An 18,926-nucleotide genomic window follows, 5' to 3' on the forward strand; every position below is an offset into this window, starting at 1 on the left:
AGCCGCCTGTGAAGATAAACGCAAAGCACACTCGACGTGCGCGCCATTTCATTGCAGGAGTGCGCCCGGAGAAAATGCCTCCGGGCATTCAGACGGGATCGAGGGATTTTTTTATGGTCGTTACTACCGCTTCAGACGGAACTACGCCGCGCGATGGTTGGTCATCACGCTCAGCATTTGTTTTGGCGGCAGTCGGCGCTGCGGTCGGCTTGGGCAACCTTGTCCGGTTCCCGGCAGAAGCGGCGAACAATGGCGGCGGCGCTTTCGTGCTGTTCTACGTCGCCTGTATCGTATTGATCGGATTGCCGGTCCTCCTGTCTGAAACTCTTATCGGGCGTCATGGTCAGGCTAGTGCAGTGGAGAGCATGAAGCGGCTGGCTGCCGAATCCAATGCGTCGAAATGGTGGGGAGGGATTGCCGGCCTTGGTGTCGCAGCAGCCTTCATGATCCTGGCATTCTATTGCGTGATCGGAGGGTGGGTCCTTTACTATATCGGACTGTTCGCCGCTGACATCGTGCAGTCGGGAATATCGGGCGGCGCGCTGACCGGCATGTCTGCCGAGGACATCAAGGCGATTTTCCCTGACCTGCTCAACAACGGTTTCACGATGAGCGTACTGGACGTGGCCTTCGTGGTCATCACGGTAATGTTCGTCGCACGCGGTGTTTCAGGCGGTATCGAAAAAGCCTCGGTCTGGTTGATGCCTGCCTTCTTCATGCTGCTTCTGGGCATCACGATCTATGGCGCGTTTACCGGAGCTTTTTCGGAAGCCGTCGGCTACCTCTTCACTTTCGACGCTTCGAAATTGACCGGACCGGTCATGCTCGCTGCGGTCGGGCAGGCATTCTTTTCCTTGTCGCTGGGTGTGGCCGGGATGATGACCTACGGCTCATATGTCGGCCGCGATGTGAACCTGGCAAAGACTTCTGCGACCATCGCCTTCGCCGATACTTCGGTCGCGCTGATTGCGGGTCTGTGTATTTTCCCGATCGTTCTGGCAGCCGGGCTTTCTTCCGATGGCGGGTTGGGGCTGATGTTCGACACCTTGCCGCACGCTTTCCAAAGCATGCCATTCGGCACCCTGATCGGCCTGGCGTTCTTTGTCATGGTCGGCTTTGCAGCATTGACCAGCTCCATTTCACTGATGGAAGTTCCGACTGCCTGGGCGATCGACAAGTTCGGCTTGCGCCGTGCGCCGACAGCCATTTCGATCGCTGTCGCGGCGGCGGTTCTGGGCATTCTTTCCGCCTACTCGTTCAATGCACTTTCGGGTTTCCATCCGCTGGGCTTCATTCCCCTGTTTGAAGGTGAAGGCATATTCTCGGCTCTCGACAGCGTAACTGCGAAGCTGTTCATGCCGATTGGCGCCTTGCTGGTTTCGATTTTCGTGGGCTGGATTGCCGAGCGACGTCTGATCGATAACGAGAACGGCCTTTCCGGCGGTCTGCACCGTTTCTGGCTGTTCCTTGTTCGCTGGTTGTGTCCGCTGGCCCTGACCGGAATCCTCATCGTCGGGATTTTCCCGAGCCTTCTTCCGGCCTGACGCAAAAAGGGCCGCCCTGAGACAGGGCGGCCCTTGCGACCGTTTTTATCGTTATCGGTTCGGTTTAGAGATCGACCTTGTCGACGTGGCGCTCTTCTGCTTCGTCATGAACATTCATGCCCAGTGCCATCTTGGCGGTGTTGAGCAATCCCAGATCGCCGCTCCAGATCTCGGCATCGCCCAGGTCCATGCGCAGGAACAGGATGTCCGGATCGTCCTTGCCGCCATCGTACCAGGCTTCGACAAAGTTGTTCCAGAACTGGTCAAAACGTTCCTTGCTGGTTTCTACGCTCAACGTGCCGTCGAAGCGGGCGAACATTTCGTGATCCTTGCCTGCGAAACTCGCAGTGACTTTGCCCAGTTTGGCAAAGCTGCTGTTCTTCTGCGTAAAGAACCAGATTGCGCTGTTGGCGTCCTTGTCTAGCTGCGCGGTCATCGGCACCGAAGTGTCGGATTGGCCATTGAGTTCGAGGAATACGAAGGGCGAATCTGACATCGCTTTCCAGAACTTCTTTTTGAGGGCGTCGGCGTCTCCGTTCGAATATTTCATTGTATGACCTTTTTGTAATGGCGTTTGGTTATTCTACGTCAGGTAAGCCGACTCGTTCCGGCAGCGACGTTGAAGCGAGGCGGCGAAAGGACGAATTGCGAATCTCTCCGGAATGGAACATAATGGGAACAAGCGAGTCGTTCCTGCATGTCCAAACCCGATCTATCCTCCTTGCCGCTCACGGCCTTTGAAGACGTTGCCACGCTGTCTGCGCGGCGCACTGCGCGCTGGCGACCAGGGTTGGCAGCGGTGCAGGGCGCGGCGTCTCACAGCGAAGTCTTTGCATCATCGCGCGAAGGGGCGGGGGTGGGGGCCGCACTGGCCCTGGCGCTCGACGACTGGCGGCACATTCCGCGTGAAGATGACCGCGAGGTAGAGGACCGGCGCAGCGTGTTGTGGGTGCAGACGCGCGATGCTGCGCGCCTGAACGGGCGCCCCTATCGCGCCGGCCTTCCCGATGAATTGCAAGGACGCCTGATTCACGTGCTGGCGGACAAGGCGGGAGACGCGCTCTTCGCATTGGAAGAAGGGCTGCGCTGCCGCGACTTCGCTTTCGTGATCGGCGAAATGACCGGCAATGCCAAGGCGCTGGATTTCACGGCTTCGCGGCGGCTGACTTTGGCGAGCGAGAGGCACGGCGTGCAGCTGTTCCTTATCCGGATCGATGCCGCACATGATCTGTCTTCGGCCCGGATGCGCTGGGAAGTGACCAGTGCGCCGTCTCCTGCATCCCAGTGGAATGCGCAAGCGCCAGGCGACCCGGCGTGGCGCGCCGAACTTTTCCGCGCCCGCAGTCATGCTCCGGGAGAATGGCTGCTGAAAAGCACGCCAAAAACCCTTGAGGCAACCAGGGCGAGCGAGCGCACAGACCGGGCGGTGGCCAATTGGACGGCCGGGCTAAGACATCGGCGCCCGCCGCTCAGGGCATGAACGCGCCGATGACAGGTGCGGCCTGCTCGCGGCGCATCCTCTCGATCTGGCTTCCTGCGATGGCAATGGATCGCTGGCGGCAGGACGGGGGCGAGCAGCGGCATGCGCTCGATACGCAGCCTCTCGTCCTGATTGCCGATACTGCGCATGGTCCGCGCATCGAGACGGTGAACCGCGCCGGTATGGCAGCGGGCGCGCGCCGCGGCATGATGCTGGCAGATGCACGAACCTTGTGCCCTGATATCATTACTGCGCCGAGCGATCCGGCAGGCGATCTCGCTTTCCTCGAAAAGCTCGCAATCTGGGCGCAGCGCTGGGGTCCGTGGTCGGCGATGGATGCCCCTGACGGATTGCTGGTCGACGTAACCGCTGTGCCGCATCTCTTTGGGGGCGAGCAAAAGCTGCTGCGCGATGTGGCAACCGCCTTTGCCGCGCGCGAGCTGGCCTTGCGCTGCGCCATTGCACCGACGGCGGGTGCCGCATGGGCGCTATCCCATTATGGCCCGCCTGGCGCGATATTGCAGGGTGAGGAAGACTTCGAGGCGAAGCTCGCCGATTTGCCCGTGGCCGCTCTTCGGCTGGACGAGGATGTACTTACGGTACTGCGCCGCCTTGGATTGAAGCGGATGGGCGAACTCACGACGATTGGCCGCGATGCGATCCAGCGCCGCTTCCGCAATCGCAAATCGCCAGCTGCCAACCCGCTGATCCGGCTTGACCAGATACTTGGCCGCGTGCCCGAACCGCTGCTGCCGGTGGTGCCGCAGCATATGCCGCTGGTCCAGCGCCGGTTGATGGAGCCGATCCGTCATCGCCAACTGCTCGACCAGGTCGTTGGCGATCTTGCCGAAGACATGGTGCGCGAGTTGGAAGGGCGGGGCGAGGGCGCTCGCAGGCTCGAACTTGGCCTATGGCGTGTCGATGGCGAGGTTGTCGTGCGCCGTCTCGAAATGGCCGCTGCCACCCGCGATCCGGCGCACATCTGCCGCCTGTTCGCTGCACGGCTCGATGACATCGACGCAGGCTTCGGTATCGAGATGCTGCGCCTGCGCACGAGCTGGGCCGAACCGCTGGCACTGGAGCAGGGGGATATCGAGGCTGCAGCAGAGGTGCATGGCACATCCCTGTCCGCCTGTATCGACCGGTTGACCGTGCGGCTAGGGGTGCATGCGATTACGCGTCCCGTGCCCTTCGCCAGCCATATCCCGGAACGCGCCCAGCGGTGGCAGCGGCCGCTGGAGCCGGAATCGGCTTCTCAAGCCGAATTGGCTTTTCACAAGAGGCCTCTGAAACTCCTCGACAATCCGGAAAGGATCGCGGTCCTTTACGCTACGCCGGATGGTTACCCGCAACGCTTTCGCTGGCGGGGTGAAGTGCACGAGGTGGCGCGAGTAGAGGGGCCGGAAAGGATCGCGCCGGAATGGTGGCGCGAGCGCGGTGCAACGCGCCTGCGCGATTATTACCGGATCGAGGATGATCGTGGTCGGCGATACTGGATATATCGCCTCGGTATCGTGGGAGACGGACGCGGCGGTGCGCCCGACTGGTATCTTCAGGGACTGTGCGCTTAGACGGGTTCCGCCTCTTCGGCAGGCTCGACAGATTCCACATCCTCGGGCTCCAAAACCTCTTCGGGACCGTGCTTGAGTTCGGACAATTCCGGGATGAGCGCGCTGGTTCTGCACACTTCCGACCCCGCCACAATCGTGGCCGCAATCCGCGACTGTTCCATCGCTTCGGGGGTATTGTTGAATGTCGGCACGATCACTTGCGGCGCGATACATTTGCGCGGTGCCTGCTCACTCGATTCAACCGGTGCATCATCGTCCTGCGCCAGCGCCGGAGCGGCCAGCAGGGTCAGGCTGGAAACGAAAAGTACAGCGCGCATCGAAATCTCCTATGCCAAGCATTTGAGAGATAACCGCTTACTGTGCGGTGAACCGTCAGCCTTCCGAAAGAAGCGAAGCTCTGCGCGAGCGTTTCTGCCCCAGAGGTATCTTGCCGAAATTGGCCACCGGACCAGTCTGGACTTCAACCGTTTCGACAGTGTCCTCGACAACAGCAAGCGGGATCGGTCGCTCGAATACAATGCCGCAGCTCTTGTCATTGGCCCATACGATCTTGCCGAAGTGTTCGTGACCGTTCCAGAACAGCAGGCCGGAGACGCCTTCACTCGGAGGGTTGCTGGTTTCCAGTCGCGCACCGTCTTCGGAAAGATCGGACAGGCGTCCTTCGCGGTCGCCGCCAAGCATCTTGAGCGTTGCAGCGCAATCGACTGCAAAGCGCGGTGCGGCGCGTCGCTCCTTTTGAGCCACAGCTTGGTTCCTGCGGAATAGCCCCACGTCCACTCTCCTGTTGGTCAGATCACCTGCCATCAGAAGGGTAAATTTGGTCCTTCGGCACAAGCTTACCGCCGCATTAGGAAACGGGCCGGAAGCGCGAAGCTTCCAGCCCGTTTCAAGGACTTCACCAAATTTTACTCGGGTGCGACAAGAAGCCGCGTGCCGAGCGGCTGGATCGAACGAGCCGACGAGCCGAGGTTCGCTTCCATCGCAGCGATTTGCTCTGCGCTGGCGCTCATGACTTCATCGGCAACGTGCCAATTGACACCTTCGCTGCAGGGCGGCGTGGTAAGCGAGCCCATGTAGCGGTAAACGCCGGCATCTTCGGGAACCATGTCATTCACGTCGAACTGCACAGTGGCACCCTTGCCAGCGCCGACACCGGCAACGATGGAATCAAGCGCAGGGTTGGCGTCGCCCTGTTCGAACATGACGCCAAGGACGCCGAGTTCACCGGCTTCGGTTGCGTGCACGAAATGGGCGACGAGCGGGTGGCGCTTACCGTTGATGGCGTGTTCGGAAGGGGTGTGGAAGTGAACCTGGATCAGATTGAATTCCTTGCCGCCTGAATTCATTCCCATTCCGGCGGGAAAGTCCACTTGGACCTTCTCCTTGCCGAGCGCGATCGTGCCGCTGGTCTCGCCAAAATTTGTTTCGAATGCGATATCGCCGCGTGCGTTGGCCGCGCCAAGATCGATTGGCGACTGGTGCAGTCCGACATCGCACAGTGCATATGCCGCATTTACGGTCGACCAGCGCTCGGGCGAGGTTCCGTCGCTGAAGCTCCAGTCCTTTTCCTGGGCGACAACAGGGCCAGCAGCCATGGCAGCGAGTGCGAGGGTAGCGATCTTCTTCATAACATACTCCAACTGGCGACCCGACGGTCGCGGGATGTTCGTATGCCAGCGGTATATGAGTGTTGGGGCCGCCAGCGTCACTTACGTCCGACATCACGAGCGCATTTACGCTCGCCAGAGGGGCCCGGTCCGTGGCTCCCTTACGTTCGATCGCGGTATAGGTTCCCGACCAATTATATCTTTTGACATTGGTGAATCCCAACAAAGAACATATAGCGAACACATGACTGCGCAAACTGTCCTTCAAAAGCTCGAAATTCTCGCCGATGCGGCGAAATACGATGCATCATGTGCATCGTCCGGGACGGCAAAGAAGAACAGTCTTGGCGGGAAGGGCATCGGCTCGACCGAGGGGATGGGTATCTGCCATGCCTATGCGCCGGATGGTCGGTGTATCTCGCTGCTCAAGATCTTGCTGACCAATCACTGCGTGTTCGATTGTCATTACTGCGTAAACCGCAAGAGCTCGAATGTGCAGCGCGCGCGGTTCACGCCGCAAGAAGTGGTCGACCTCACGCTCGCCTTCTATCGGCGCAATTATATCGAAGGGCTGTTTCTGTCCTCCGGCATCGTGAAAAGCTCGAACCACACGATGGAACAGATCGTCGAGGTTGCGCGCATCCTGCGCGAAGAACACGATTTTCGCGGCTACATCCACCTCAAGACCATCCCCGAAGCCGATGCGGAGATCGTCCATCAGGCGGGGCTTTATGCCGACCGTGTGTCGATCAATGTCGAACTGCCGACCGACAGCGGATTGACCCGCCTCGCGCCCGACAAGGATGCGCGCCAGATCGAAGGTGCCATGGGCAAGGTGAAGGCTGACCTTGTCGAAGCGAAAGATGCGCGAAAGCGCTTCCGGCACGCCCCGCGCTTTGCGCCAGCGGGCCAATCGACACAGATGATCGTCGGGGCGGACGCCGCGACCGATGCGGACATCGTCGGCAAGGCCAGCCGGTTATACGATAATTTTCGTCTGCGCCGTGTCTATTACAGTGCCTTTTCACCGATCCCCGATGCCAGTGCGGTGCTGCCGCTGAAACGCCCTCCGCTGATCCGCGAACACCGGCTCTACCAGTCCGATTGGTTGATGCGCTTCTATGGCTACAAGCCGAGCGAAGTCATGCAGGCGACCGATGCTGATGGAAACCTGCCGCTCGACATCGACCCCAAGCTGGCATGGGCGCTGAAGTTTCGGGAGCAATTCCCGGTCGATGTGAACCGGGCCACCAAGGAACAATTGCTGCGTGTTCCCGGCCTTGGAGTGAAGGCGGTGAGCAAGATCCTCGTCAGCCGCCGCCATCGCACGCTTCGGCTGGATGATGTGGCAAAGCTCACCCAGTCGATCACCAAGGTGCGGCCCTTCATCTGCACGCTTGACTGGCGACCGGTCATGCTGACGGATCGCGCTGACCTGCGCAGCCTGCTCGCGCCAAAGACCGAGCAGCTGGAGTTATTCGTCGCATGACAGCTCTCCAGCACGTCAAGCTCGGCGCCTATTACGTGGTGCAGATGCCCGAGCCGGACGATTTCGATTTCTGGCGTGAACGGGCGCGTCAGCTGGTCCAGTGCGATGTCCCGCCCGACCGTGTGGCCTGGGTTGAACCCGGCGGCAGCGGCGATTTGTTTGCATCCGGCGAAAAATTGGGCGGAGAGCGGCGATCGCCTGTGCCCGATGCGGATGCGAAGGCAGTGCGGGCCAATCGCCGGTTCGTCAGCCTGGCGCGCAATGCCATCCTCCATTCCGATCCGGAGCGTTTCGGGCTGCTCTACCGGCTGCTGTGGCGATTGCAGGCAAACCCGCGGATGATGGAAGACAAGGCCGATCCAGACGTCCGCAAGATCGAGGAACTCGACAAGAACGTCCGCCGCGACAGCCATAAGATGCACGCTTTCGTCCGCTTCCGCCTTGTCGAATCCGAAGACGAGGAAGTGGGCGAACACTACGTTGCCTGGTTTGAACCCGAACATCACATCCTGCGTGCCAATGCCGGTTTCTTCATGCGCCGCTTCGCCAATATGCAGTGGTCGATCCTGACGCCGCGCGGATGCCTCCACTGGGACGGCGAGACAATGGCAGAAGGCCCTCCTGCCGAGCGCAGCGATGCCCCGGGCGGCGATCCGATGGAGGATATGTGGCGCACTTATTACGCCTCCATCTTCAATCCCGCACGGCTGAAAATTGGTGCCATGCTGAAGGAAATGCCGAAGAAATACTGGAAGAACATGCCCGAAGCCGCGCTCATTCCCGAACTGATCGCAGGCGCGCAGGGGCGCGAGGCGAGAATGGTCGCGGCCGGCGCGCTGGAATTCGAGGAGCGGCCCGAAACGCTGGCCGCTATCGACAAGGCCATCCATGCGTGCCGCAAATGTCCGATTGGCGGCCTCGACAATAATGCTGTCATGGGCGAGGGGCCGCAAGATGCCGCTCTGATGATCGTGGGTGAGCAGCCGGGAGATCAGGAGGATCAGCAGGGGCGTCCATTCGTGGGACCTGCTGGCCAATTGCTTGAGGTGCATCTCGAAAAGGCCGGGATCGACCGGCGCGCGGCCTATGTCACCAATACGGTGAAGCATTTCAAATATGTGATGCGCGGCAAAAGGCGCCTGCATCAGAACCCGGGCGCGAAGGAAATCGACACCTGTCGCTGGTGGATCGAGGCGGAGCGCGCCATCGTAAAACCGAAGCTGATCCTTGCCATGGGTGCCAGTGCGGCGCGCGGTATGCTGGGCAAGACGGTGAGCATGTCCAAAGTGCGAGGCGCGCCGATCCCGCTGGAAGATGGCAGCGAGTTATGGGTCACCGCGCACCCATCCTACCTGCTGCGCCTCGACGGTCCTGCGCGTGAAGAGCAGGCGCGGCTGCTCGATGCCGACCTCGCCGCAGTCAGGCACCGGCTGATGGAACTGGCCGGGTGACACCATGCCCGAAAACGATCTCCAGGTACCCAAGCGCACAATCGATCTCGATCCGGCGTCGATAGACGCGCCCTCCCGCGCGCCCTTCGTCGAGCTGGGCCTTGTCTCATGTTTCAGTTTCCTGCGCGGCGCATCCGATGCGGTGGACATCGTGCTCAAGGCGCGGGCGCTTGGCTATGATGCCATCGGGATAGCCGATGCCAACACCATGGCAGGCGTGGTGCGGGTGCATACCGAAGCACGAACACTCAAGCTGAAGCCCTGCATCGGCTGCCGGATCGAGACAGTCGAGGGGCTGGCCTTCCTCGCCTATCCGGAAAACCGCACAGCCTATGGCCGTCTGTGCCGCCTGATCTCGGCCGGACGGATGCGCGATCTGGATGGCGGATGGCAGGAGAAAGGCGCGTGCGACATCAGCCTCGCCATGCTCGCGCGCCACGCCGAGGGCGTGCAACTCATCCTGCTCCCGCCGAATGATCTGGCGCGCGAATTCACCGTACCTGCATGGGCCAGCAATGTGGTGGGACTGGGCGGCGAAAAGGTGCAGGAGCATATCGCCGCGCCCTTTGCGGACGTCCTGCCGCACCTTTCTGCAGGCCTGGACTCTTTGCGCCATATTGCTGCGGCCTATCTCTACACCGATAACGATATTGCACGGATAGAGCGGCTGGATGCGCTGGCCAAAGCGAACGGCCTGTCCATTCTTGCGACCAATGATGTGCACTACGCAGGGCCCGAACGGCGCCCGCTGCAGGATGTGATGACCGCAATCCGCCACAAGACTACCGTGGCGCGGGCAGGGCACCTTCTGCATGGTAATGCGGAGCGTTATCTCAAGCCGCCTGCAACCATGGTGCGCCTGTTCGAACGCTGGCCCCATGCAATCCACGCTGCGCGCGAAGTTGCCGACGCCTGCAATTTCAGCCTCGACGAACTGCAATACGAATATCCCGAAGAGCTTTATCCCGGCGGGGCGGAGCCGCAGGAGTATCTCGAAAGCGAGACCTGGAGAGGCGCCGACTGGCGCTACCCCTCCGGCGTGCCGGAGAGTGTCACGGAGACATTGCACAAGGAATTGGCGCTGATCGGCAAGATGGATCTGGCGCGGTATTTCCTGACCATCAAGGACATCGTCGATTTTGCGCGCAACAAGGTCGATCCGCCGATCCTGTGCCAGGGCCGGGGAAGCGCGGCGAATTCCGCCGTGTGCTACTGCCTTGGCATCACCAATGTCGATCCGGCCCAGCACCAGTTGCTGTTCGACCGCTTCATCTCCGAAGACCGCAAGGAACCGCCCGATATCGATGTCGATTTCGAGCATGAGCGGCGCGAGGAAGTGATCCAGTACCTCTATCGCAAATACGGCCGCCACCGCGCCGGACTATGCGCCACGGTCATTCATTACCGCCCGCGCATGGCCATCCGCGAAGTTGGCAAGGCCATGGGTCTGTCAGAGGATGTCACCGCTGCCCTCGCCAAGACGGTGTGGGGCGGATGGGGCCGAGAAATCAGTGAAAAACACGCGTCCGAAACGGGCATGGATGTCAGTGATCCGCACCTGAAGCGGGTTCTTAAACTGACCGAACAAATGATTGGAATGCCGCGCCATCTATCACAACACGTGGGCGGGTTCATCCTCACCGAAGGCGCGCTCAGCGAGACCGTGCCAATTGGCAATGGCGCCATGCCTGATCGCAGTTTCATTGAATGGGACAAGGACGATATCGAGGCGCTGGGCATCCTCAAGGTCGATGTGCTGGCGCTGGGCATGCTCACCTGCATCAGGAAATGCCTCGACCTGCTGGACGATCATCACGGGCGCACCCTGACGTTGGCGAGTGTCCCGCGCGAGGATCCGGAAACTTATGCCATGCTGCGCAGCGGCGATTCCCTTGGCGTGTTTCAGGTCGAAAGCCGTGCGCAGATGAACATGCTCCCCCGCCTGCGCCCGCGCGAGTTTTACGACCTCGTCATCCAGGTGGCCATCGTGCGTCCCGGCCCCATCCAGGGCGATATGGTCCACCCCTATCTCAAGCGCCGCCGGGGGGCAGAGCAGGTGGTCATTCCCGCACCATCGCCCGAACATGGCGCACCCGACGAGCTTTCCAGCATTCTCGAACGCACGCTGGGCGTGCCGATCTTCCAGGAACAGGCGATGAAGATCGCGCTCGACGCAGCCAGGTTTTCGTCAAAAGAGGCCAATCGGCTGCGCAAGGCCATGGCGACCTTCCGCAGCCGTGGCATGGTCGACGAACTGCAGGACATGATGGTCGAACGGATGGTCAATCGCGGTTACGACCGCGATTTTGCGCAGCGCTGCTTCAACCAGATCCGCGGCTTCGGCGAATACGGTTTCCCCGAAAGCCATGCCGCCAGCTTCGCGCATCTCGTTTATGTATCGAGCTGGCTCAAATGCCATTTCCCCGCCGCCTTCGCCTGCGCGCTGCTTAATTCACAGCCGATGGGTTTCTATGCGCCCGCCCAGATCGTGCGCGATGCAGCAGAGCACGGGGTCGAGGTGCTGCCGGCTGATGTGAACCTGTCTGCATGGGATTGCACGCTTGAAGAAAAGGGCAAGGCGCGAGCGCAGGGACCCGACAACGGCAGGTTGGACAAGCACGTCGCGCTGCGTCTGGGGTTCAGGCAGGTCGATGGCCTGCCCGAAGCGGTTGCAGCACAGCTTATCGCCGAGCGGGAGACAGGCGGCGCATATGAGGATGTCCGCGCCCTGCGCGATCGCGCGCGCATCGGTCCAGCCCATGCAGAACGCCTGGCCAGCGCCGATTGCTTCGGGTCGATGGGCCTTACACGCAGGCAGGCCTTATGGGACGCACGCAGCCTGGTTGGTGGACCGGATTTGCCATTGTTCGCCGCTGCTGCCGCGCGCGATGAAGGTGCGGAGAGAAGCCGCACAAACCTGCCGCAGATGCCGCTCAGCGAGGAAGTGGTGGCAGATTACCAGACCACTCGCCTCAGCCTGAAAGCGCACCCGATGGCATTCCTGCGCGCCAGCCTTGCGGAGCGCGGATTTGTGCGCGCCTGCGACCTGCGTGCCAAGAAGTTCCGCAGCATGGTCCATGTCGCAGGCGTGGTGCTGATCCGTCAGCGCCCGGGCAGCGCCAAGGGCGTATGCTTCATCACGCTGGAAGATGAGACCGGCGTCATCAATCTTGTCGTCTGGCCGGACCTTAAGGAAAAGCAGCGCCGCGTAGTCATGGGGTCGCGCCTGATGGAGGTGCGCGGCCGCGTCGAATATGACGACGAGGTCATCCATGTCATCGCGCACCATATGACGGATGCGACGGGTGAATTGCACAAGCTTTCCGACGACATACTCAATGCACCGCTGGCGCGCGCGGATCACGTCAGCAACCCGCTGCCCGACAAGTTCAATCCGAGAGACAATCTGCGTGACGGTACCGACGACCCCTATCAACCGGTCGAGCCGTGGCAGGAACCGCCACCGGGCAATCGCGAATGCGGCTGGCAAGGCGGTCATCCGCGCGATGTCCGTATCATTCCGAAATCGCGCGACTTTCACTGACGCTCTGGTAAAGCGCCGCCGATGATCGGCCTTGAGACCCTCGCTGCATTTCTGGTGGTCACTGCGACCACCAGTATCGTGCCCGGGCCCTCGATGATGTTCGTGATGAGCCAGGCAATCTGGCGCGGGCCGCGCTCGGGCTGGGCAGCGCTGATGGGCATGCAAATCGGGTATTTCGTGTGGTGGGCCTTCGCCGCACTCGGCCTTGGCGCGCTTGCTGCCACTTATCCTCTGGCCTTCCGCATACTTGCCATCAGCGGAATCCTCTATCTGGCATGGCTCGGCATCAGGGCGATCCGCCATTCTTTCCACGTGGAAGACGATGGCGCAGCGCCGACGCGCAAGGTGTCTGGCCATGCGTTTCGCGACGGAATTGCCGTGGCCATCGGCAACCCCAAATCCCTGGTCTACATGGTCGCGATCATTCCGCCCTTTGTCGATCCGCAGCGCTCGGTCCCAACGCAGATCGTGATATTGGCACTGGTCGCACTGGTGGCAGACCTTGTAATTGGATGGCTCTACATCGCCGCTGGCAAGCGACTGGCGACATTCATGGAGCGTGCTGCGACGCGAAGCTGGATCGATCGCGGCATCGGGATCGTATTCATCCTGATAGCGGCCGCGATCCTGGTCGATCTGATGGGTACGAAGATTTGAATCTGGGAATTTCACGGCATATCGGCAAGTTCGCAGGCGATCGCCGCGTGCTCGCCTTGCTCCTGCTCGCCGCACTTTTCATCGCCGGGAGATCATGGCTCGCGGCACATCCCGAGCATGATCCGTGGGCACCCCTCAACCTGTCCGACCCGCCGGGCTGGGCGACACAGGCCAAGCTGCAGGCGCTGCGCAGCGATATCCCGCAGTGCCGCGCGGTATTACAGCGAAGCGAGGTGGCGTTCTCGGCGTTGGAACCTGCTGGCGAAGGCGATTGCCGCCGCACAGATCGCACGCGGCTGGATGCATATCCGCTCGTACCCGATACCCCGCCCACGACTTGTCCCATGGCCGTTGCCCTCCAGATCTGGAAGCGCGACACGCTGGAACCAGCGGCGCGGGAAGTCTTCGGGAGTGGGATCGCACGGATCGAACACCTGGGAGCCTATTCATGCCGTCGCCTTTATGGGCGCGATGAGGGGCCGTGGAGTGAACATGCCACGGCCAATGCGCTGGATATTGCGGGTTTCGTGCTCGACGATGGAACACGCATCAATGTGCTGAGCGACTGGCTGGCAGAGGGTGATAAGGCGCGATTTTTAAGGAGAGTGCGTGACGGTGCCTGCGACGGTTTCGCTACCGTACTCTCACCCGACTACAACTCCGCCCACGCCGACCATTTTCACTTCGACATGAGCGATCGCTGGCGCGGCACCTGCCGTTAGAACGGATCGAGCGAATAGCCTGCGCTGCGGACAGTGCGGACAGGATCCTTTGCACCATCCATCTCCAACGCTTTACGCAGGCGGCGAATGTGAACATCGACCGTGCGCAACTCGATATCGCTGTCGGTGCCCCAGACCCCGTCGAGCAGCTGGTTCCGGCTGAACACTCGGCCCGGACTTTCCATGAAAAATTTTAGCATGCGGTACTCGGTCGGACCAAGTTTGAGGGTTTTCCCTGATCGACTGACCTTGTGTGCAACAGGGTCAAGAGTGATGTCGCCGAGCTCTATGGATTCGCCTGCCAGCACTGGCCGGATGCGCCGCATCACAGCTGCAACCCGTGCCAGAAGCTCCCGCGGTGAGAAGGGTTTGGTAAGATAATCGTCTGCACCGGTTTCCAGTCCGCGGACCCGGTCATCCTCGGTTTCGCGTGCCGTCAACATGATGATTGGCACATGAGCTGTCGTTTTGTCCCGGCGCAGGCGGCGGCACACCTCAATCCCGCTTGTCCCTTCGATCATCCAGTCGAGAATGACGAGATCGGGGGTTTCCTCGGTCGCAAGAAGGATCGCCTCATCGCCGTCCGGAGTGGTGCGGACGTCATAGCCTTCGTTCGTAAAGCGGTATTCCAGCAGTTCAGAGAGGGACGGGTCGTCTTCGACCAGCAGTAGTTTAGCTGCCTGCACTTTTGCGTCTCCATGCGAGCGTGATTTCTCGTTGGACACCGGCGTATGACCCTTAAGCTACAGGTTTATGTCAACCGTCTTCGTCGACGGGATAAAGTCCCGTAGCAGCAAAGTGGACCATTTCTGCGACGTTGGTTGCATGGTCCCCGATCCGTTCGAGGTTACGGGCCACGAAGAGGAGCTGCGCCGCACTTGAAATCATCGACGGATTTTCAACCATGTGGCTGACAAGGTTGCGGAAAATCGAATTGTAGAAGGCGTCGACTTTCTCGTCGGCGAGGATGACTTCCTTGGCGAGTTCGGGATCGCGCGCAGCGTAGGCCGTCAGCACGTCATGAACCATCTCACTGGCGACTTCGGCCATCGCCGGGAGAAGGGTGAGAGGCTCGAACTTCTTGCGATTGTCGCCAATCTCGCGGCTCGCCTTGGCGATGTTCTTCGAATAATCGCCAATGCGTTCAACGACGCCGGCTATTTTCAGTGCTGCGATAACTTCGCGAAGGTCGTCGGCCATAGGGGCGCGCAGAGCGATGATGCGCACGGCCAGCTTATCGATCTCGCTTTCCAGCGCGTCGATTTTCTTGTCGGCCTTGACGACTTTCTTGGCCAACTCATCGTCGCCGCGCACCAGCGCATCAAGCGATTGCTGAATTGCGACTTCGGCCAGACCGCCCATTTCCGCGATCAGTCCGCGAAGGCGTGTGATGTCCTCGTCGAAGGCTTTTACGGTATGTTCTTGCATTTTTTCCAAAGCCTTATCCGTACCGGCCCGTGATGTAATCCTGCGTTCGTTTTTCGAGCGGATTGGTGAATATGTCAGAAGTCCGGCCATACTCCACCATCTTTCCGAGATGGAAGAACGCGGTGCGCTGGCTGACGCGCGCGGCCTGCTGCATTGAATGGGTCACGATCACGATAGCATAACGACCATTCAGCTCATCAATCAGTTCCTCGATTTTTGCGGTCGCAATGGGGTCGAGCGCGGAACATGGCTCGTCCATCAGAATAACTTCAGGATCCACTGCGATGGCGCGCGCGATGCAAAGGCGTTGCTGCTGTCCGCCCGAAAGTGCAGTGCCGCTATCCTGAAGGCGTTCCTTGACCTCTTCCCACAATCCTGCGCGGCGCAGGGATCGTTCGACCACTTCGTCAAGCTCGTCCTTGCCTTCGGCAAGTCCGTGGATTTTGGGGCCGTACGCAACATTGTCGTAGATCGATTTCGGGAACGGGTTCGGCTTCTGGAATACCATGCCGACGCGTGCGCGCAGTTGCACGACATCCATGCCGGACTTGTAGATATCCTCGCCATCGAGATTGATCTCACCCTCGACGCGGGCCGTGGGGATCGTGTCGTTCATGCGGTTGAGTGTCCGCAGGAAAGTCGACTTGCCGCAGCCGGACGGGCCGATGAAAGCGGTGACATACTTAGTCGGAATATCAATCGACACCTCGTCGATCGCCTTCTTGTCACCGTAGTATACGGAGACGTCCCGCGCGCTCATCTTGGCGTCGGTATCTTCCAGATTTTTGTGAACTACGGTCACCACTTTTTCTCGAACTTGTTGCGCAGGTAGATGGCGAGGCCGTTCATCAACAGGAGGAACAGCAATAGGACAATGATAGCCGCACTTGTCCGTTCAACGAAACCGCGATCGATTTCGTCGGACCACAGGAAAATCTGCATCGGCAGAACTGTCGCAGGTGAAGTGAACCCATCAGGCGGTGTCGCGACGAATGCGCGCATGCCGATCATCAGCAGAGGCGCTGTTTCGCCCAAGGCGCGGGCCATGCCGATGATAGTACCGGTCAAGATACCGGGCAGGGCAAGCGGCAGGACGTGGTGGAAGACGACCTGAACCGGCGAAGCGCCCACGGCCAGCGCACCGTCGCGGATGCTGGGAGGAACAGCCTTGATGGCATTGCGTCCGGCGATCACGATAACCGGCATGGTCATCAGGGCCAACGTCATACCACCGATCACTGGGGCCGATCGCAAATTGGGGAAGATCGTCAGGAACACCGCCAGGCCGAGCAGGCCGAAGATGATCGACGGAACTGCAGCGAGATTGTTGATCGATAGCTCGATCAGATCGGTCCACCGGTTTTTCGGAGCGTATTCCTCGAGGTAGAGTGCTGCCAGAACGCCGATCGGGAACGCTAGCAGCAAGGTCACCACCATCGTCAGCATGGAGCCTTTCAAAGCGCCCCAGATTCCGACTTGTTGCGGGTTGGTGGCATCGGCGCGGCTAAAGAAGCCGGCGTCGAAATTCTTGTCAATCTTGCCCTCGGCGTCGAGCTGTGCGGCAAGGGCCTGCATTTCGGCCGAGCCTTCACCAGCGTAACCGCTGGCAAGATCGGCACTTGCAGGCAGCCAGAATGTCCGTTCCTGTCGGATTATCGACGGGTCGGCAATGATGGCCTGCGCGACATCGCGCCATGCTTGTGCGCCAAGCTCTTCAGCGGCTTCTTCGCCGAGCGCTTCCTGCGCGAAATACTGAACCACTTCAGGTAAGCCCTGTCCTTGAAGCGATTGCACGGCGTCTGGGCCAGCCATCGTCGCGGGATCAGCCGACAGGCCAGCCTGCGCGAAGTCGATGGGCACAGCCACTTCGGAACGCTGGAAACCGCCGATGCCGTTGAAAGTCATCGAGGCGAGCAAATAGATCAGCACGCCAACTGAGAACACGATTGCCGCAAGACCAAGGCCGCGGAAACGCTTTTCAGCTGCGTAGCGCTTTTTCAGCCGCGCTTCGAAGGCGGGCGTACGCGTGGGGGCAATGCGCTCACTCATAAGCTTCGCGGAACCTCTTAACGACGCGCAAGGCAATGAAGTTCAGACCCAGTGTGACCATGAAGAGCACGAACCCGAGCGCGAAGGCACTCAGCGTTGCGGGATGGTCGAAACTGCCTTCGCCAGTCAGCATGGCGACGATCTGGACCGTCACCGTGGTCATGGAATCGAGCGGATTGGCGCTGAGGTTTGCCGCAGTGGATGCTGCCATCACCACGATCATGGTTTCCCCGATGGCGCGGCTGATCGCGAGCATTACGCCTGCCACGATGCCCGGCAACGCGGCTGGCACCAGTACGCGGCGGATTGTTTCATTGGTGGTCGCACCCATTGCCAGGCTGCCATCGCGCATGGCTTGCGGCACTGCTGCGATGGAATCGTCGGCCATCGACGATACGAACGGGATAATCATCACACCCATGACGAGACCTGCGGCCAAGGCGCTCTCGCTCGACGGGTTCGAGGCACCCAGATCGACTGCAAGATCGCGGATTGCCGGTGCGATGGTTAGGGCTGCAAAGTAGCCGTAAACGACGGTCGGTACACCCGCGAGAATCTCCAGCGTCGGCTTGACCCAGGCACGAAGCCGCGGGTTGGCATACTGCGTGAGGTAGACCGCGCTCATCAGGCCGAGCGGGATGGCGACGATCATCGCGATGATCGCACCGATAAACAGAGTGCCCCAGAAAAGCGGGATCGCGCCATAGCGTGAAGCATCCGGATTTTCCGGATTGCTCATCGGGTCGGGGGCCCAGTGTGTCCCAAACAGGAAGTCGATCGGATTGACCATGCCGAAGAAGCGCAAGGTCTCGAATACCAGGCTGACAAAGATGCCGATGGTCGTCAGGATTGCGACCAGCGACGCACCCAGAAGGATCGCCATGACGATCTTCTCGACTCGCGTGCGAGCCGCGAAATCGGGCTTCAGGCGCAGGAAGGCCCAAGCGCCGCCGAGGAAGGCGATCACAAGCGTCGCGGCGATGCCAATCCAGTTATAGAATGACAGCGCCTGCCGGTAAGGTTCGACAAATTCGCGGGCGAGGGGATTGAAGACGGCTTGCGTGGCACCTGTCGCTACTGCGCGGGCCTCGTTCAAGATTGTCTGCCTCTGGAACCCAAATGCCGGAAGCTGGTCCGCGGCGGGGGAAGCCATCACTGACTGGGTAACCAGCCCGGGCGCGACAGCGCTCCAGATGGCGATGAAGGCAGCCACTGGCAGGACAATCCAGAGCGCAACATACCAGGCATGGTAGCTTGGCAGGCTGGCGAGACGTCCGTCAGCGCTTTCCTTGCGGAATGTCCACGCACGCGCGCGAGCCGCCAACCATCCGGCGAGCCCGAGCCCGAGGGCAAGGAGGAGCAGAATGGTTGGCGACATTACGTG

Annotated in this window: 17 protein-coding genes; 8 read left to right on the forward strand and 9 right to left on the reverse strand. The window is 60.5% G+C overall.

Translation table 11 applies throughout. The features are described from left to right. Positions 1 to 113 precede the first annotated feature (113 nt). Complete coding sequence (locus K3166_RS04670) at positions 114 to 1,544, forward strand: sodium-dependent transporter (protein ID WP_221423515.1); 1,431 nt, start codon at positions 114 to 116, stop codon at positions 1,542 to 1,544. 64 nt (positions 1,545 to 1,608) lie between these two features. Here the strand turns inward: K3166_RS04670 and K3166_RS04675 are convergent, their stop codons facing one another. After that, the gene (locus tag K3166_RS04675; protein ID WP_221423516.1) at positions 1,609 to 2,094 is read right to left on the reverse strand and encodes a pyridoxamine 5'-phosphate oxidase family protein; all 486 of its coding nucleotides are present in this window, start codon (positions 2,092 to 2,094) and stop codon (positions 1,609 to 1,611) included. A gap of 147 nt (positions 2,095 to 2,241) precedes the next feature. On the opposite strand from K3166_RS04675, the gene K3166_RS04680 reads away from it, so the two are divergent. Together K3166_RS04680 and K3166_RS04685 are read left to right on the forward strand one after the other, a co-directional pair. Continuing rightward, the gene (locus K3166_RS04680; protein ID WP_221423517.1) at positions 2,242 to 3,024 is read left to right on the forward strand and encodes a hypothetical protein; all 783 of its coding nucleotides are present in this window, start codon (positions 2,242 to 2,244) and stop codon (positions 3,022 to 3,024) included. Beyond that, positions 3,021 to 4,595, forward strand: a complete 1,575-nt coding sequence (locus tag K3166_RS04685; RefSeq protein WP_247714734.1) for a DNA polymerase Y family protein — start codon at positions 3,021 to 3,023, stop codon at positions 4,593 to 4,595. The genes K3166_RS04680 and K3166_RS04685 overlap by 4 nt, the downstream gene beginning before the upstream one ends. Here the strand turns inward: K3166_RS04685 and K3166_RS04690 are convergent. From K3166_RS04690 to K3166_RS04700, 3 genes are all read right to left on the reverse strand, one after another. Next, a complete protein-coding gene (locus K3166_RS04690) occupies positions 4,592 to 4,912 on the reverse strand; it encodes a hypothetical protein (protein ID WP_221423518.1) in 321 nt (106 codons plus the stop codon). The two genes, K3166_RS04685 and K3166_RS04690, sit on opposite strands and share 4 nt — an antisense overlap. Before the next feature lie 55 nt (positions 4,913 to 4,967). Continuing rightward, positions 4,968 to 5,339: a PilZ domain-containing protein gene (locus K3166_RS04695; RefSeq protein ID WP_221423519.1), complete on the reverse strand. Its 372-nt coding sequence runs from the start codon at positions 5,337 to 5,339 to the stop codon at positions 4,968 to 4,970. A gap of 161 nt (positions 5,340 to 5,500) precedes the next feature. Continuing rightward, positions 5,501 to 6,223, reverse strand: a complete 723-nt coding sequence (locus K3166_RS04700; protein ID WP_247714735.1) for a carbonic anhydrase — start codon at positions 6,221 to 6,223, stop codon at positions 5,501 to 5,503. Positions 6,224 to 6,446: 223 nt separating this feature from the next. Between K3166_RS04700 and K3166_RS04705 the strand changes: the two genes are divergently transcribed. The 5 genes from K3166_RS04705 to K3166_RS04720 are packed head-to-tail and all read left to right on the forward strand — an operon-like array spanning position 6,447 to position 14,065. Further along, a complete protein-coding gene (locus K3166_RS04705; RefSeq protein ID WP_221423520.1) occupies positions 6,447 to 7,691 on the forward strand; it encodes a putative DNA modification/repair radical SAM protein in 1,245 nt (414 codons plus the stop codon). Further along, positions 7,688 to 9,142 carry a UdgX family uracil-DNA binding protein gene (locus K3166_RS04710; RefSeq protein ID WP_221423521.1) on the forward strand — a complete coding sequence of 485 codons (1,455 nt, stop codon included), beginning with the start codon at positions 7,688 to 7,690 and terminating at the stop codon, positions 9,140 to 9,142. Before K3166_RS04705 ends, K3166_RS04710 begins: the two co-directional genes overlap by 4 nt. A gap of 4 nt (positions 9,143 to 9,146) precedes the next feature. Beyond that, complete coding sequence (locus K3166_RS04715; protein ID WP_221423522.1) at positions 9,147 to 12,686, forward strand: error-prone DNA polymerase; 3,540 nt, start codon at positions 9,147 to 9,149, stop codon at positions 12,684 to 12,686. 21 nt (positions 12,687 to 12,707) lie between these two features. Then, positions 12,708 to 13,343: a LysE family translocator gene (locus K3166_RS13430; protein ID WP_247714736.1), complete on the forward strand. Its 636-nt coding sequence runs from the start codon at positions 12,708 to 12,710 to the stop codon at positions 13,341 to 13,343. Then, on the forward strand, positions 13,340 to 14,065 hold the full coding sequence (locus tag K3166_RS04720; RefSeq protein ID WP_247714737.1) for an extensin-like domain-containing protein: 726 nt from the start codon (positions 13,340 to 13,342) through the stop codon (positions 14,063 to 14,065). The genes K3166_RS13430 and K3166_RS04720 overlap by 4 nt, the downstream gene beginning before the upstream one ends. Here the strand turns inward: K3166_RS04720 and phoB are convergent. The 5 genes from phoB to pstC form a co-directional block, all read right to left on the reverse strand. Next, positions 14,062 to 14,751, reverse strand: coding sequence for a phosphate regulon transcriptional regulator PhoB (phoB, locus tag K3166_RS04725; protein ID WP_221423524.1), 690 nt, complete (start codon positions 14,749 to 14,751; stop codon positions 14,062 to 14,064). The genes K3166_RS04720 and phoB overlap by 4 nt on opposite strands. 70 nt (positions 14,752 to 14,821) lie before the next feature. Further along, entirely contained in the window at positions 14,822 to 15,493 is a 672-nt protein-coding gene (phoU, locus tag K3166_RS04730) for a phosphate signaling complex protein PhoU (RefSeq protein WP_221423525.1), read from the reverse strand. A gap of 13 nt (positions 15,494 to 15,506) precedes the next feature. Beyond that, the gene (pstB, locus tag K3166_RS04735) at positions 15,507 to 16,253 is read right to left on the reverse strand and encodes a phosphate ABC transporter ATP-binding protein PstB (protein ID WP_221423968.1); all 747 of its coding nucleotides are present in this window, start codon (positions 16,251 to 16,253) and stop codon (positions 15,507 to 15,509) included. 38 nt (positions 16,254 to 16,291) lie between these two features. Beyond that, a complete protein-coding gene (gene pstA / locus K3166_RS04740; RefSeq protein ID WP_221423526.1) occupies positions 16,292 to 17,542 on the reverse strand; it encodes a phosphate ABC transporter permease PstA in 1,251 nt (416 codons plus the stop codon). After that, a complete protein-coding gene (pstC, locus tag K3166_RS04745; protein ID WP_221423527.1) occupies positions 17,535 to 18,920 on the reverse strand; it encodes a phosphate ABC transporter permease subunit PstC in 1,386 nt (461 codons plus the stop codon). The genes pstA and pstC overlap by 8 nt, the downstream gene beginning before the upstream one ends. Positions 18,921 to 18,926: the final 6 nt, after the last annotated feature.

Source organism: Qipengyuania psychrotolerans, from assembly GCF_019711355.1.
Taxonomy (GTDB): Bacteria; Pseudomonadota; Alphaproteobacteria; order Sphingomonadales; family Sphingomonadaceae; genus Qipengyuania; species Qipengyuania psychrotolerans.

Excerpts from the sequence above, each read along its gene's own strand:
- K3166_RS04675 (WP_221423516.1), bottom strand. The coding sequence starts at position 2,094 with ATGAAATATTCGAACGGAGACGCCGACGCCCTCAAAAAGAAGTTCTGG.
- K3166_RS13430 (WP_247714736.1), top strand. The coding sequence starts at position 12,708 with ATGATCGGCCTTGAGACCCTCGCTGCATTTCTGGTGGTCACTGCGACC.
- K3166_RS04710 (WP_221423521.1), top strand. The coding sequence starts at position 7,688 with ATGACAGCTCTCCAGCACGTCAAGCTCGGCGCCTATTACGTGGTGCAG.
- K3166_RS04700 (WP_247714735.1), bottom strand. The coding sequence starts at position 6,223 with ATGAAGAAGATCGCTACCCTCGCACTCGCTGCCATGGCTGCTGGCCCT.
- K3166_RS04690 (WP_221423518.1), bottom strand. The coding sequence starts at position 4,912 with ATGCGCGCTGTACTTTTCGTTTCCAGCCTGACCCTGCTGGCCGCTCCG.
- K3166_RS04685 (WP_247714734.1), top strand. The coding sequence starts at position 3,021 with ATGAACGCGCCGATGACAGGTGCGGCCTGCTCGCGGCGCATCCTCTCG.
- pstA (WP_221423526.1), bottom strand. The coding sequence starts at position 17,542 with ATGAGTGAGCGCATTGCCCCCACGCGTACGCCCGCCTTCGAAGCGCGG.
- pstC (WP_221423527.1), bottom strand. The coding sequence starts at position 18,920 with ATGTCGCCAACCATTCTGCTCCTCCTTGCCCTCGGGCTCGGGCTCGCC.
- K3166_RS04705 (WP_221423520.1), top strand. The coding sequence starts at position 6,447 with ATGACTGCGCAAACTGTCCTTCAAAAGCTCGAAATTCTCGCCGATGCG.
- pstB (WP_221423968.1), bottom strand. The coding sequence starts at position 16,253 with ATGAGCGCGCGGGACGTCTCCGTATACTACGGTGACAAGAAGGCGATC.
- K3166_RS04715 (WP_221423522.1), top strand. The coding sequence starts at position 9,147 with ATGCCCGAAAACGATCTCCAGGTACCCAAGCGCACAATCGATCTCGAT.
- K3166_RS04680 (WP_221423517.1), top strand. The coding sequence starts at position 2,242 with ATGTCCAAACCCGATCTATCCTCCTTGCCGCTCACGGCCTTTGAAGAC.
- K3166_RS04670 (WP_221423515.1), top strand. The coding sequence starts at position 114 with ATGGTCGTTACTACCGCTTCAGACGGAACTACGCCGCGCGATGGTTGG.
- phoU (WP_221423525.1), bottom strand. The coding sequence starts at position 15,493 with ATGCAAGAACATACCGTAAAAGCCTTCGACGAGGACATCACACGCCTT.